The 14,288-nt window shown below is 52.3% G+C and carries 14 protein-coding genes; 3 read left to right on the top strand and 11 right to left on the bottom strand.

Annotation, left to right across the window (positions count from 1 at the left end; genetic code table 11):
* Positions 1–29 precede the first annotated feature (29 nt).
* From C1710_RS04065 to C1710_RS04055, 3 genes are read right to left on the bottom strand one after another with little or no spacing between them, the layout of a single operon-like run.
* Positions 30–1,592, bottom strand: coding sequence for a hydantoinase/oxoprolinase family protein (locus C1710_RS04065; RefSeq protein WP_102280336.1), 1,563 nt, complete (start codon positions 1,590–1,592; stop codon positions 30–32).
* A 4-nt stretch (positions 1,593–1,596) separates the two neighbouring features.
* Positions 1,597–2,685 carry a DUF917 domain-containing protein gene (locus C1710_RS04060; protein WP_102280334.1) on the bottom strand — a complete coding sequence of 363 codons (1,089 nt, stop codon included), beginning with the start codon at positions 2,683–2,685 and terminating at the stop codon, positions 1,597–1,599.
* 15 nt (positions 2,686–2,700) lie between these two features.
* Entirely contained in the window at positions 2,701–3,972 is a 1,272-nt protein-coding gene (locus tag C1710_RS04055) for a cytosine permease (protein ID WP_102280332.1), read from the bottom strand.
* A gap of 321 nt (positions 3,973–4,293) precedes the next feature.
* On the opposite strand from C1710_RS04055, the gene amaP reads away from it, so the two are divergent.
* From amaP to C1710_RS04040, 3 genes are read left to right on the top strand one after another with little or no spacing between them, the layout of a single operon-like run.
* Complete coding sequence (gene amaP, locus C1710_RS04050; protein ID WP_102280330.1) at positions 4,294–4,839, top strand: alkaline shock response membrane anchor protein AmaP; 546 nt, start codon at positions 4,294–4,296, stop codon at positions 4,837–4,839.
* A 10-nt stretch (positions 4,840–4,849) separates the two neighbouring features.
* On the top strand, positions 4,850–5,041 hold the full coding sequence (locus C1710_RS04045) for a hypothetical protein (RefSeq protein WP_102280328.1): 192 nt from the start codon (positions 4,850–4,852) through the stop codon (positions 5,039–5,041).
* Positions 5,042–5,064: 23 nt separating this feature from the next.
* On the top strand, positions 5,065–5,466 hold the full coding sequence (locus C1710_RS04040; protein ID WP_102280325.1) for an Asp23/Gls24 family envelope stress response protein: 402 nt from the start codon (positions 5,065–5,067) through the stop codon (positions 5,464–5,466).
* Between the two features lie 121 nt (positions 5,467–5,587).
* Here the strand turns inward: C1710_RS04040 and C1710_RS04035 are convergent, their stop codons facing one another.
* The 8 genes from C1710_RS04035 to C1710_RS03995 form a co-directional block, all read right to left on the bottom strand.
* Entirely contained in the window at positions 5,588–6,256 is a 669-nt protein-coding gene (locus C1710_RS04035; protein ID WP_180961296.1) for a mucin-binding protein, read from the bottom strand.
* Between the two features lie 178 nt (positions 6,257–6,434).
* Positions 6,435–6,731 carry a DUF1919 domain-containing protein gene (locus tag C1710_RS04030; protein ID WP_180961295.1) on the bottom strand — a complete coding sequence of 99 codons (297 nt, stop codon included), beginning with the start codon at positions 6,729–6,731 and terminating at the stop codon, positions 6,435–6,437.
* A 132-nt stretch (positions 6,732–6,863) separates the two neighbouring features.
* A complete protein-coding gene (locus C1710_RS04025; protein ID WP_102280316.1) occupies positions 6,864–7,451 on the bottom strand; it encodes a uracil-DNA glycosylase family protein in 588 nt (195 codons plus the stop codon).
* A gap of 90 nt (positions 7,452–7,541) precedes the next feature.
* Entirely contained in the window at positions 7,542–7,748 is a 207-nt protein-coding gene (locus tag C1710_RS04020; RefSeq protein ID WP_102280313.1) for a hypothetical protein, read from the bottom strand.
* Positions 7,749–7,831: 83 nt separating this feature from the next.
* A complete protein-coding gene (locus C1710_RS08320) occupies positions 7,832–10,222 on the bottom strand; it encodes a DEAD/DEAH box helicase (RefSeq protein ID WP_235857962.1) in 2,391 nt (796 codons plus the stop codon).
* A 25-nt stretch (positions 10,223–10,247) separates the two neighbouring features.
* Positions 10,248–11,597 carry an ATP-binding protein gene (locus C1710_RS04005; protein ID WP_102280311.1) on the bottom strand — a complete coding sequence of 450 codons (1,350 nt, stop codon included), beginning with the start codon at positions 11,595–11,597 and terminating at the stop codon, positions 10,248–10,250.
* Between the two features lies 1 nt (position 11,598).
* Positions 11,599–13,479, bottom strand: coding sequence for a TerB N-terminal domain-containing protein (locus tag C1710_RS04000; RefSeq protein ID WP_102280309.1), 1,881 nt, complete (start codon positions 13,477–13,479; stop codon positions 11,599–11,601).
* A gap of 158 nt (positions 13,480–13,637) precedes the next feature.
* Positions 13,638–14,231: an Lreu_0056 family protein gene (locus C1710_RS03995; protein ID WP_180961294.1), complete on the bottom strand. Its 594-nt coding sequence runs from the start codon at positions 14,229–14,231 to the stop codon at positions 13,638–13,640.
* Positions 14,232–14,288: the final 57 nt, after the last annotated feature.

Raw genomic sequence — 14,288 nt, 5'->3', positions numbered from 1 at the left:
CTTGAACGATGGAGCCTTTTTGATTTCAATTACTGTTGGATTTCACCAACAACCTTTACTTTGACCTTATGGGAGTTGCCAGGCGCGTAGGCAATTGGCGTTTCTTCCACTGCCACCAGCTTGGTAGTAGCAGAGTCAGCGCCGGCCTGGACAGCTTGGGCGGCTGCCTTTTGTTCCGCATCCTTGAGCGCTTCTTTGCGGGGAACTTGATCGTAGGCGTAAAGCCGTTCGTATTCCCCACCAATTTGCGCGATTGATGCCCCAATCGCATTCGCAACGGCACCCAACGGATCGCGGAAGATGTGGCCCACACCAGCTAACTGTTGCGGAGCGATAATTGCGCCCCCGCCAACCAGCAGCAAGTCTGCATCCCCTGCTTCCGTCTTGACACTGTCAATGCTCCCTTCCAACATTTCCTTAATCTGCTGGCCCGCCTGTTGAGCAAGTTCGCGGCTCACCTTTTGCTTAACTAATTCCGGATCACCAACCGTTGCCAGGCCCAGCCGAACGGCAATGTCAGTGGCCGTTACCGTGTCACCACCAAAGCAGACCGCCCGTTCCTCAATCTGGTAACCGACACTATCCGGGCCCACAGTCACCTTGCCATCAGCAGTCTGACGCACAATGCTTCCGCCGCCTAAGCCGATAGAAAGAATGTCTGGCATCCGGAAGTTGGTCCGAATACCGCCCACTTCCACGGCTACCGAGGATTCACGAGGAAAACCATTCACGAGGGCGCCCAGGTCAGCGGTAGTCCCACCGATATCAAGCACAATCGCGTTCTTCAATGATGACAGGTAGGCTGCCCCGCGGATACTGTTAGTGGGCCCGCTCCCGATCGTCAAAATCGGATGCTGGCGCGCGTAGTCGATCGACATCAAAGTGCCGTCATTTTGACAGAGGTACGGGGTCGCATTCACGATTCCCGCCTGCTGCAGCGAATTGATAAACCCATTGGCGGTTTTCTTCATCACCTGATTCAACGCGGAGTTGAGGATCGTCGCGTTTTCGCGTTCAATCAGGCCCAATGACCCGATAGCTGCCGAACAGGAAACGGGGAAGTCATCACCATAGAGTTGGTGAGCGAGTTTAGCCACCGCTTGTTCTTGCTGGTCGTTAACCGGTGAAAAGACGCCAATAACTGCCAGTGAATCAACCTTGCCGGCCCACTTTTTCAGCAAGTTTTTGACTTCTGCGGGGTCAAATGGCGAAATTGGTCGCCCATCAAATTCATTGCCCCCGTGCAAGGTGGCCGCTAACGGGTGCAAGGCGGTTACTAGGTCCGCTGGCCATTCCGTAAAAGGCGGCAGGGAAAGCGTTGCTGGGTAACCCAGCCGGATGACGCCGACGGAAATCAGGTTTTTGCGTTCCACGATGGCGTTTGTACACTGGGTGGTTCCCAGCATCGCCACGTCAAGCTGACTGCCGTCAATATTACTCGTTTTGAGAACTTGCTGGATCGACCGGGCAATCCCGGTTTGAATATCCGTCGTGGTGTGCGATTTCTTATGTGCCACCACGTGATTATCGTTGGTCAAAATGACCGCATCAGTGTTTGTCCCACCAACATCAACACCAAGTCTGTATTTCATCGGCTCACCTTCCCTCTTTTACTAACTGTTCAACCGGTACGTAGTCGTAATCGTAACCGAAGTATCGTGGCCCCACCGTTGCGAGACCCTTGGCGGTCCGCCATTGAGGGTCACATGGTAAGCCAAAGACGGAAAGGCGTTTACCGTAGCGGACATCTTCCGCCGTAAAGGGGGTCAACGAGTCAATATCTGCTAAACAGATGAGGTCAGGCACGCTCGTCACTACCTGGCCATCTAACTTGGCGATCAGGTTTTCGTTTTGGTAGTCAATGACTAGCTGGTGGCCCGTAAACTCTTTAAGCCCGTCAACGGTAATCTGCCCATGGTTAAAACCGCCAGACGTCGTTTGCGAAACATCCACCACCTTGCCGTCAAACAGGTGGAAACTGCCGGTCAACTGGTGAATTTGGTCCAGTTGCCATTGGCGGCCACGAGAATGTTGGCGAACAATTTGGCCCAGACGCTGACACTTGGTCAGGATGCCATGAACCCCAACCTTTTGCAGCATTTTTCCGGTAGTGGAAAACAGGGAGACAACCGCCGTCGCCCCTAACTCCACCGTCATGTCACGAGCCAGTAATTCAGCCCACTTGTCAGTAACCGTCTCCAGTAAACCAAGGTTTCCTTTTTCATCGGTAATGGCCATCGGCGGTACGGTCACCCCGGCTAAGTGGAGCGTCGTCATCTGCAGTTCGGGAAAGGCCCGGCCCATCGAATCGACGTCAACGACTGGGATGCCGGTTTGCGCCCCGAGCACCAGGGGAATCATCGAATTAACCCCGCCGGCTTCAATCGGGAAAATCCCGCCAATCTTTTTGTGTTGACGCTCAGCAACGGCATTGAGGACTCGTTGAAATTCATCGCCCTTCGGGAACTTTTCGGTCATGACCGATGGTGCACCCATACAGGCCACCGGCGCGTAAATAGCATCCGGATCGACGTCATCTACCGAAATCAGCTTGACTGGCTGGCCCTTGCTAATAGCCACTTTGGCCATTAACTTGCCCACGTAAGGGTCGCCACCGCCGCCAGCACCCATAAAGGAAGCGCCGGTCGCAATGTCATCTACATCTTGTTGTCGTAATTCACGCACAGTGTTTCCTCCTTTCTAATCTTCTGCTTCTTCTCGACGATTCTCGTTTGCCGGTTGACCTAGTCGCACAAGCAATAGGTAGAGGACCAGTGAGATAACAATCCCTGTCAATGGGTTGACCGACAAGTGCGGTAAGTTCGGGAAAAAGGACATCACTACCGGGACCGCCGCGATTAACGCACCAGCAGCCCAGGCAACGATTCCGCGCCAGTGGTAATTAGCAACGGGTGCCGCTGTGTCCACGTGGCCGCGGTTCACCAACCAGTAAGCAGCTGACATCACGCCGGCCGCCGGTGGGACCATCGCTCCCAGCAAGTTCATCACTGGTTCAAAGAAGTTCATAATCCCAAAGATAGCAAGGACCGTTCCTACCATCCCCACCAGGAACACTGCTGGTTTTTGGTACTTTTGCGGAACGTTGAAGACGTTATTAAACGCAATCCCGCCAGAAAAGGCGTTAATGACGTTAACCTTCCAAGTTGCAAGGACCAGGGCCAGCCCACCAATCAGCGGGGTGGCCACCTTAATAAATAACGCACTGAGATCCGATGAACGGTAAGCAATCGTCAGAATAGCACCAACGGCAATCATCAGTACCCCGGCAGGGATGACACCCCAGACTGCCGCCTTGACAACATCCTTGCGGTGCGGGCTGTACTGAGAGTAGTCACCCGCAATCACTGCCCCGAGGGCAAAGCCGCCCAGGGTGGTTGTTAAACCAGTCGCAAAGGAAAGGTGGTGTGCCGGTTGGTAAGCCATTAATTGCGACCAACTCGTGGTTTGCAGAGCGTGAAAAAGACCGTACAGGCAAACCAATACCAGGTATGGCACCGCCACGTAAGTCAGCCAGCGAACCGCCTTAATTCCATAAATGGCCGTCCCCACCATAATGACACCCCAGAAGAGGTCGGCTACCCATAGTGGCAGGTGCAGCCCAAAGGCGCTTAAGAGGCCGTTAAAAGCAGCTCCGGCCACGTTAGCTTGAATCCCAAACCAGCCTAAACAACCGACCGCAATTAGGGTTGAAATTACTCGTTGTGACCCCTTCTTGCCAAAGACATATTCGGCAACCTTCACCGTTGGTCGTGCCAAGTCAGAACTCTGCATCCCCTGGAAAATCATAATGACTACTACCAATCCGTAGCCCACTAGTGCAGTCAACAGGGTTTGCATCAGTGTCATCCCGGAAACAAGAGTCCCACCTAATAAAAGACTGGGGATTGATACCAGGGCCCCAGCCCACACAAAGGCCAGTCCCCACCATTTCTGATTTTGCTTATTGTTCATAGCATTCCTCCATTTAAGATCTCAAACGTCGTCGCAGCCTCGCGGCCCTCCTTTCTCATTGATTTTTAATATACTAACACGGACAAACCGGCATTACTACCCTAATTTTGTTCGTAACCGGTTTCTATTTTTAATTATTTTTTAACCTTGTATTGGAGTCGCCACCCCCCAAGTAAGAACAATTCATGAAGAGTATGAATAAAGCAAGAGTTCCAGCTTAACTATCCCTTAATTAAGACTAAAAAATGGTGTCTTTCCCATGATTACTGTTATAGTGATATTACAATAAAACATAGCCACCCCACGAAAGGAGTGACACCGATGGCCGCATGGAAAAAATGGTGGGTCGCCTGGTTATTTATCATCCAGGCACTCCTGGGGGCCGGCACGATTCTTCTCTGGTCCTTCCAGAATGAACCGGCCGCCCAGCTAATCCTCGGTTGGTTAACAACCAGGGCCGGACAAATCACAATCGTCGTCATCGCCAGTTACTTGATTGTTCTAGCAGTCGCAACGATTGCGATCGCGATTTTCCGCCCGACAACCAGTAAACAGCTGACCATCGTCAATGATGGCCCTTACCGGGTCAAGATTGACAAACAGGCGGTTGAAAAGAACATTCAGTTGGCCCTGGCCGACTACGATTTGTACAACACCGACGCCAAAGTCAAAATGCACAAAAATAGTCGGCAGGCTGACGTGACGGTCAACGGGATCTTGTCCCAGCGATCGGATTCTCGCCATCTGAAACAGTCAATCCACGATAACATCGCCACTAACCTGAAGGAACAGTTTGACATTGACCTCCGCAAGTTGCGGGTCAACCTCAAGCCGTTCAACCACAAACAGGACGTCGCCATCGTCTAGGAGGTACACGATGAAATTAACGGCAATCTTTATGGTGGTCGGCCTGATCATCAGCATCAGTTGGGTTGCCTGGGGCTTTCTCCCCATGCTGGCGATCCTGCTGACAACCTTAATTCTTGGCGCAATTGGCTACATCTTAGACATTCTAGGGTACTCAATTAACGACCTTACACAACGGTTGCTGAAAAGACTCAGTAACTAGCAACATTCCAAGGAGGAACTACTATGCCTAACACAAACCAAAAAACCAAACCAGCTGTCGACCAAAAATTAACCTTTGATGACCAAGTCATTGAAAAGATTGCCGGAATCACCGCCAGCCGCGTGCCCGGAATCATCTCCCTCGACGGCAATATGTTCAGCGAGTTTGCTGACAAGGTGACGTCCGGAACAGACATTACTAAGGGGATCAAGGTCGATGCCGGCGAAAAACAGGTCGCCGTCAAAATGGATGCCACAATTGAATACGGCAAGTCCGCACCAGAAATCTTCAAGGACGTCTGCAAGGAAGTGGCTGCCGAAATCGAAAAGATGACCGGTCTTAAGCTCGTGAAGTTTGAGCTCCACATCAATGACGTCATGACGAAGGCAGAAATGAACGCGGATAAAGAACGAAGCGTCAGCTAGCTTAAATTAAACAGCAGCACCTCCGCCCACCCGAGCGGAGGTGTTTTTATTGCACAGAAAAAGCGAGGCGACATCAAGAGATGTCTCCCCGCTTTTATTAGTTCTTGCAACTAATCAACGATTAGTCGTCGTCCTTCTTCTTGCCACCCAACCCGAGCAAGGATAATCCTGCTAAGAGGGCTACTCCAAGAATGGAACCGTGGTTGGTCGAACTACCAGTCTGTGGCAGTTTCTCGTGTTGTACCGAAGCGGCCGGTTGACGAGTAGAGTTCGAAGTCAGACTTGCCTGACCGTTGTTAGTTGGATTGTTACTCATCGACGTTGACGTTGATGTCGAGTTCATTGATCCGGAAGTCGAAGTTGATGTCGACCCGGACGTGGACCCGGAACCATCTGGCTGGTAGCAAACATCAACCGTTGAGGCTACCTGGCCATCAGGCGTATTTGGATCAACACATGCAGCATCAATCCGTGCTGAAACTGCGTGGTAGCCGTCCACGTGTGGCGGCAGGAACTCGCCAAACGAGTCACCGTTGACCGGTACCCATTCACTCCACGTCAGACCATCATCGACTGCATCAGCAGGTGCGTCCATCCGGTTCAGCATCATGAACTGAGCATTGGCAACAGAAGCTTGTGCTGGCTGTTGAACGATTTCAGCTGACCGCCGGAATTCAACGGATTGCCGTTCAGTTGACGTCGAGCCATTTGGGAAGTGAATAACGATATCCCGGTAAACCGTCTTGTACTGGTACGAGATCGAACCAGAGGTCGACCCGCTCTCGCTCATCGAGACGGACTCGGATGCGGAGACGGAGTTCGATTGCGAAGCGCTGATGCTGTTGGATTCACTAGCAGATACCGAGTTGGACTCGGATGCACTTACAAAATTTGATTCTGAAGCACTTACGCTATTGGATTCAGAGGCAGATACACTGTTGGATTCGCTGGACGATACCGAATTGGATTCAGAGGCACTGACGCTGTTCGCCATTACCTAGCATTTCCACCGGGAACCCTTCTGCCACCTGCTGGTCTTCCACCAGGGAGCAATCCTCCAGGTAGTAGTGCAGGTTTTGGACGAATTGGAGAAAGCCTCCCGGGTAAAAATAAAGGTTAATCGTGGGCGTCAGAAATTTGAGCCCAAGTTGGTGATAAATGAAGACAGCAGCACAATTCTGACAAATAATCGAAAAGTCTTTATTGGTTAACCGCTGCTGCCGAATTACTAACGGTTGCTCGTAAAACGGAATTGCCTCACTCATCACTTCATCGCCCATCTCTTAATCGTAATATTGTCATTAATTATATCATTTTTACTCTACCGAAATACTGACCTTTTGATTATCACCCCAGCAAAAAAACGGTGCCCGTCAAAATAGGTACCGGCTTCGCTATTATCCATCCATTATTTGCCGAACCCGTTGGCGCAAGTCAGGCAGTAACTCCTTTTCAAACCAGGAATGGTGCTTAACCCAGGCCTGGTTACGCGGCGACGGGTGAATAATTGGCAAGTAATCAGGCAAGTACTGCCGGTAGTGTTCCACAATGGTCGTCTGCTTGACTTTCTTCGGTAAATGGAGGTAGGCGTGCGCCGCGTAAGCCCCCACCAGGATCGTCAACTGAATGTTGGGTATCAACTGGAGTAACTGCGGATGCCACTTGGCCGCGAAATCTTTCCGCGGTGGCAGGTCACCACTGCGTCCCCTCCCTGGATAGTAGAAGTCCATCGGCATAATGGCGATCTTGCCCGAATGATAGAATTCGTCCCAACTGACTCCCAGCCAGTTGCGGAGACGAACACCACTGCGGTCGTTCCAAAACATCCGTTGGTCCTGGGCCCGTTTGCCGGGTGCTTGGGCAATCAGGTTGATCCGGGCGTTGGGACCGGCGTAGTAGAGCGGCGGAATGCCCCTAGAAGTGAATTGCTTGTTTTCCGGAGCGGCCATAATTGCCTGCTTGATCCGACTGAATTGGTCTGTCATCCTTCCACCTCCTGCTTTTTACCAGTATATAACAAAAACCGCTGACGCTCTTCACGTCAGCGGTTTTGAGTTAGGAAGCTGAAAATTAATTTAAGCAGCGAACAAACTGTTGACCGAATCAACAACTTGCTGGCCGGTCATATTGTCTTGGACAATGTGGTTCTTGATCCGCAGATCGTACTCAGCATCTGCTGGTTGATCGCTGATCTTGGTCAGGTCAATAGCCTTATCGTCAGTGTCAGTCACGTCAAAATCATACTTCTCCATGTTCTTGATCGTGTCATTTTCTACTGTCATAATATTGACCCCCTTTTCACCTTCAGTTGTAGTCCTTTTTTCTCACATGTTAAGCGTTTTGCCTCATTTTTTTAAAATTTCTTTTATCCGCGTTGTTTTGGCGGCAACTGCTGGTTTTCCTGGTATTCCTTGACCGCATGAGCAACACAACGTTTCATCTCGGCAATATCTAAAATGCTCTCGGCAAACTCCTTGCGCACTAGTTTATCCGGCAAATACTCGTCGTACTTGTCAAAGAACGGCACTTCGTTGGGGTAAACAAGGTCGAGCGGCGGAAAATCCTTAGCTGCTTCCTCAGCCAGCACCTTGAAGAACTCATCCGCATCCGCGTCCATTGCAAATTCCATGAAGTATGGCCGCGACGAGTTGAAGCCTCGCAGGTTTAACCGGTCGGCACACTTAATTCGCAGGAGACGTTCCAATGCTAAAAAGGCGTACGACCCGGTCCACGGGAAGAAGGCCCACATCTTGCCACCCAGGTTAATCAACTGCTGGCCGGGGAGCCCCGCCCGTTCACAGACGTCGCGGGTCTCGGTCAACCGCGCTTTGGCGTTCGGCATCAAGTACGGGTACATTTTCTTTTCCGCCAATACTTTGCGCATCCGCCAAAGAATCTTCGGTTGGATATCACCAGCCACTTCGCCAAAGTAGGCCGGAATTTGTCCCTTAACGCCATGAACGTAGACCTGGTGGCGCTTGCGGTCGATGTCTTCGACGACCCACACCTTGCCGGCAATCGCCACCTTGTCACCGACCGGCGGTGGCGCCACGATCGTCCCGAGCTCCTCTGAACCGGCGTGAACGCTAAACTCAATGTTTTCCTTAAAGACGGCGTAGAACTTGAAGTTGTTGACGACCCGTTCACCGGCCAAGCCGACAATCAACCCGCCATGCGGCGTCTGCTCAAGATGGTCGGTAGCAATTAAGTGTTTCAGCAAGACCTTATAGTCGGCCTGGGACACGTTGCGAAAATACGACAACGATAGTACCCGCGACGCTAATTCCGCCGGGCTCATCTCCCCGCCAGCGCGCAACGTACTCATTGTCTGGTGGTAGAGGAGGCTGTATGGCAAACGGTTCGGGGCCGGCGGCTCGACCCACCGTTCCTCAATGTAGAGCTGAACAAGGGCAATCCCCTGCAACAACGACCACGGAATGAGGTCCGGTAACATTGCCCGTGATTCGGGGTGTTCTTCACGCATTACGAAGTGCATTTCTGGCGGAGTTCCCCGACGTCCGGTCCGTCCCATCCGCTGGAGAAAGCCAGAAACGGTGAACGGTGCTTCCAGTTGGAAGGCGCTCTCCAATTTGCCAATGTCGATTCCCAACTCCAGGGTGGCCGTCGCGCAGGTGGTCATGTAGGAATCCTCGTCTTTCATCGCATCTTCGGCCGTTTGGCGGTAAGCGGGCGAAAGGTTACCGTGGTGAATCAGGAAACGGTCGGGTTCATGGTTATACTCGGCGTATTCGCGCAACTGTTGACAGACCGCTTCGCATTCCTCCCGACTATTGGTAAAGACCAGGCACTTCTTGCCGCGGGTATGTTCGAAAATATAACCGATTCCCGGGTCTGCTAGGGCGGGCGCCTGATCCGTCTTCGGGCCGATCAGGGATTCATCAGTTTTTGGCAAATCCGGGCGGGTTTGTTTGGCCGCGTCCCGACGAATCTGCAGGTCGGTCTGCTTCGACTGACCTCCCTGGCCGTTGACGCCACCCTGGGCCGCATCCGCAATAGCGGCCTGCTGTTCCTTTGTCCGGTCAGCGGCCTGGGGGCCCTGCTTATAGAATTGTTCCATCGACAACCGCCAGACCTGCCGGCTCCCTTTGACCTTGGGCGCCGCTGTCTGGTAGGGACTGCCGGCACCGAGAAAGTGGTTCGCCGCCTGCAGGTTGCCGATCGTTGCCGAGAGACCGATCCGTCGCGGCTTGACACTCGCCAGCCGGCTCAGTCGTTCGATCAGGCAGAAAGTCTGCCCCCCGCGATCGCTGCGGAGAAAGGAGTGGAGTTCGTCGATCACGATAAAACGGAGGTTGCCAAACAAGCGCGGGATGTCCATGTGCTTGTTAATAATGAATGATTCCAGCGATTCCGGCGTGATCTGCAGGACTCCCGATGGTTTCTTGATCATCCGCCGCTTCTGGGTTGCCGACACGTCGCCGTGCCAGCGCCAGACGTCAATGCCGGTGTTCGCACATAATTCCGTCAAGCGGTCGTACTGATCGTTGATCAACGCCTTGAGGGGTGCGATGTAGAGGCAGCCGATGGTCGAACTGGGCTCCTGGTCCAGTTCCGTTAAAATCGGGAAAAAGGCCGCTTCGGTCTTCCCAGAAGCAGTTGACGCTGACAGCAGCACGTTGTGATCAGTGTCAAAAATCTCGTGGGCGGCCGCGACCTGGATCGGACGCAACGTCTCCCACCCTTGGCGGTAAATATAATCCTGGATAAACGGGGCGTACCGTGAAAAAACGTCCATCTGCTCCTCCTTTCAGCAACTGCTATTAATCAAGGGTAAACTCGGTATAGTCGCCACTGTCACCCTGCTGGTCGGTCTGTTGGTCCTTCTGGGCATAAGAAAAACGGTCCGAATTCAGCAAGTCATCAATCTTGGTCGACGGGTTCTGCCACAAGATATCGAGTAGCTCGATAAAGTCACGGATGACTTCCCGTGGTGTGATGTTGGTCGACGAGCCAATCCGAGAATACTCGATCTTGATAAAGTACGCTAACTGCTCATCGGTAATTGTCTGTTGATAACCATACAGCCCGGCGTGCATTGCCGCCAACTTTTCTGTTAAGACCAGCATCTCATCAGCGGTCAACGGTGCCAGCTTAATCACTGGTGCGTACATGTCGCGCGCATCACTAATGTCAGCAAACTTCCCCTGGGTCAGCCGCGAACGGAGTGCCTCGTAGCTGTAAACGCCCCGGCGCTTGTCCTCGATAGCTTGTGGCGTCCCGCCCATCAGGATGCCCAGGTACTTCGCCTTACCCTGGAGGGTGTCGTTGTACATCGTCAGGATCTTCTCGTAGTTGTACTGGCGGCTGATGCTGTTCGGAATCTTAAAGATGTTGACCAGTTCGTCGATCATGATCACCAAGCCAGCGTAGCCCGCCTGCCGGAAGAAGACGGCGAAGAGCTTCAGGTACTCGTACCAGTCGCTGTCACTAATGATGATGTTGACGCCGAGCTCATTCTTGGCATCGGTCTTCCGGTCGTACTCGCCGCGGAACCACTTAATCACCTTGGCCTTGGTCTCTTCATCGTCATCCAGGTAGGCGTGGTAGTACATCTTTAGTAAGCGGGCAAAGTCAAAGCCGTGCACCAGTTCATTAAGCGACGCGATGACAGCGTAGATCTGCTGGTCGACCGCCTGCCCAAAGGCCGCGGTATCGGCTGGGTCCACTTGGCCACTGGCCGCCACCTTACTTTGCACCGAGTTAATCCAGCGGTCGAGGATCAGCGGCAAGGCCCCGCCTTCCGGACGCGTCTTGGTGGCCATGTTCTGGACCAGTTCCCGGTAGGTTGCCAGTCCCTGCCCCTTAGTGCCCTGGAGCCGTCGTTCTGGTGATAGGTCCCCGTCAACGACGACGAAGCCCTTGTCCATGATGTAGTTGCGCATGGTCTGCAGTAGGAAACTCTTCCCAGACCCGTACTTACCGACGATAAAGTGGAAGGAGGCCCCACCGTCGGCTACCACACTAAAATCGTGCAGGAGGGCCTCAATTTCGGCTTTCCGCCCCACCGTGATGTAAGGCAGGCCAATCCGCGGAACTACCCCACCCTTCAGTGAGTGCAAAATAGTCTGGGCAATCCGCTTTGGTACCCTTCGTGTCTGATTTGCTGGCATATTACTCCTCCTTTTTCTTTAGTAAGTCCTGAATATCAGTCAGGTAATCCGCGACAATTTGCGGCTGGTCATCGTCATCAAATTCAATCACCGTGTCGCCGATTTCGTCCAATAACTTCTCGTTGATTTCATCCGCCACTAGCGACGCCATCAGGAAGTGCTTCTTTAAGCGTGCCGCGTACGGCTGGTGGTTGACCAGAGCGCCCAGGAAGAACCACTCATCAGCAGTGAGGTCTGGGAGGTCTTCGTCGCTGGTTGCTTGTTCCGGTGCGTTCTCCGCCTGGTCTTCAGGTGCACTCGCTGGGGCTGGCGGAATTTCTTCTGCTGCCGGTTGTTCATCAACCTCTTCGTCGGTCAACAGTTGTTCCTGGGTAACCGCGGCGTCATCCCGAATCTTTTCCAGGTGGTCCAGGTGAATCGGCACCCGGTCTAGCTTGGCTTTTTGCTGCTGTTGTTGGTAATCACGCAGGCCTTCCTTGATTGCCGTCTTAATTTCCGGATCAACCTTCCGTTCCTTCAGTGGTCGCCCCACTTGAAAGGCAATGCGCGTCGCCCGGTCAATTTCCCGGAATAACTTCTTCAACGCCGCCTTATTAGGCAGCCACGGCGTCAAGTCATTCGAACTATAAAGGCGGCCGACAATCCGGTAAGTCCGCAGCGAATCCAGCTGGTAGACACGGTCTTCCTGTAGCCGGTCATCAAAGATCAACCCTTCAAAGAGGGTCCCACCCTCCCTAGTTGTTGGGGCAGTCAGGTACTGGCCCACAAAGTCGTAATATTCTTCCTTTTTCGCCGAAATACGTTGCCAGACGAGCTTAAAAATTTTCTGGAAACGCTGTGGGTCGTCCTTATACAATCGCGCCGTCTGGTAGTGTTTTGTCGCTCCGGCAAACACCGCAAAGAGTTCTTCCGCCGAGTACTGGTCGGGGTCCAAAACGATGTGCAGTTTTTTATCCTGACTGAGCTCGTTCTGAAAGACTTTTGCGGCTCGCTGATGGTCGAGCCCATAATAGCGAACCATGTCACGGGGAAATTCTTCCGGTCGCCTGCCAGGCAGAAAGTGGGCCTGATAATGCCGTTGGAATTTACGCAAGGAATCAAAGGCCTGCTCCGGCGATTCACAGCCGATCAGGTTAACCAGTTCGCTCATGTAAAGAGTCAAATAACCGCCCATGCCGTGCTGAAAACGGGGGTACTTTTCCTGGCGCCACTGGGTTCGTAAGGCGAAGTAAGTCCGCAGTTGCCCGTTGGTGAGGCCGTGATAGTCGGGATTGCTCCGGTAAAGCTCCGCAAAGTCTTCATAGTCGTCGGTATAGTCCGACACCATCTGTCCCTGGCGGTAAAAGTTAACCTCCTGCCGGTGGGCGAGCGGGATTTGATAGTCGTAAGATTCCTTCATTTTCCGCAACTGCAGTGGTAAGACGACATCGTCTTTTTTCTCCATCTTCGCCGGCCGGCCAGTAATAAACTCCGGTTGGTAGTCGTCAGTTTGGTCGTCCTGCTCGGTTAAGTTAACATACTTAATCGGCGCCGACCCGCGCCCCTGGGAACGCCAAGCCGAATCAATCAAGTCCTTAATTGCTCGGTCATTCTTATCTGACATTAAAACACCAATCCAACCAGCCTCATCAGTCAGTGACGGCTTAAAAAAGATAGGGATTTTCGTCAGCATAAAGCTTAACGCGCCGCACTTAATGGCTAACTCACCATCAGTCCCTGCCATCGCATGGGGGTCATCCTGCTTATTGGTATAAAACATCAGCCAGGGTGTAAAGTCATTGCGGACTAGCGCGGCGGTCGCGTCGATCCCGTTTCTCGTCACCGAGCTGAGCCGTTGCCCGTACTTATTAAGCAGGAAACTAGCCAAGCTTGTTTTATCCATCCAGCAGACCCCCTTTTCTGTCAAAAACGTTCATCGTACACGCGTTCGATTTTACCAATTTCCGCTTATTAACGCAATAATAGCACGTGGTCTGCACTAGGTAACTTAAAAAAGGCCATGTTCTCCACATGACCATCAATACCACAATTTCTTGTTACCTAGTTGTTGATCTTTTTGGCGTAGTCGGCTTCGTCATTTAGCTTGCTGACATAACCATTGACTTCATCCTTTTGACTTTGGGTAACGTAATAATCCTTCTCCAGCCGTGCAAGAGAGACAGTCTTTGTTTCGTAATGACCATCGGCAACGCTATTTTCGCCTGGTACCCAAACCGTGTAAGTAACGACATCGCCATTAACCTTGTAGTAGAGATAACTGGTCGGGTCACCATTAGCGGTCAAATAACTGTAGCCGGCCAAGCGGCCGCCCATTTTGTTTTCACTAGCTGGGCAGTAGCAAAAACACTTCGTCCCGATATAGTTTTTCAGCCAATCCGGATAAACTAACAGGGCCAACATCACCCCGGTCGTTTTATCGTCAACTTTGGTGGCTTTGACGGCTGATGATTCATTGGCATTGGTTGAACTGGAAGCAATAGCGTTCCCCTGGTTCTCGGATGAGTGATTGCGAGTAGTCGTCTTTGTGGTCGTTTCATGTGATGACGAATGTTCTTGACTGTCATGACTTTGGCAGCCCACTAATAAGAGACAACACAGCAATAATAAGACCGCACTAACCGTTTTCTTCTTCATTTCCTTCACCTCATCACGTTAATCATAGCATATGTGTGGCACGGAAAAGAAGGCACA

Origin of the sequence: [Lactobacillus] timonensis (assembly GCF_900240275.1) — a bacterium.
GTDB lineage: Bacteria > Bacillota > Bacilli > Lactobacillales > Lactobacillaceae > Limosilactobacillus > Limosilactobacillus timonensis.
The sequence above is the reverse complement of the archived record's forward strand: the minus strand, read 5'-3'. Positions and strand labels throughout refer to the sequence as shown.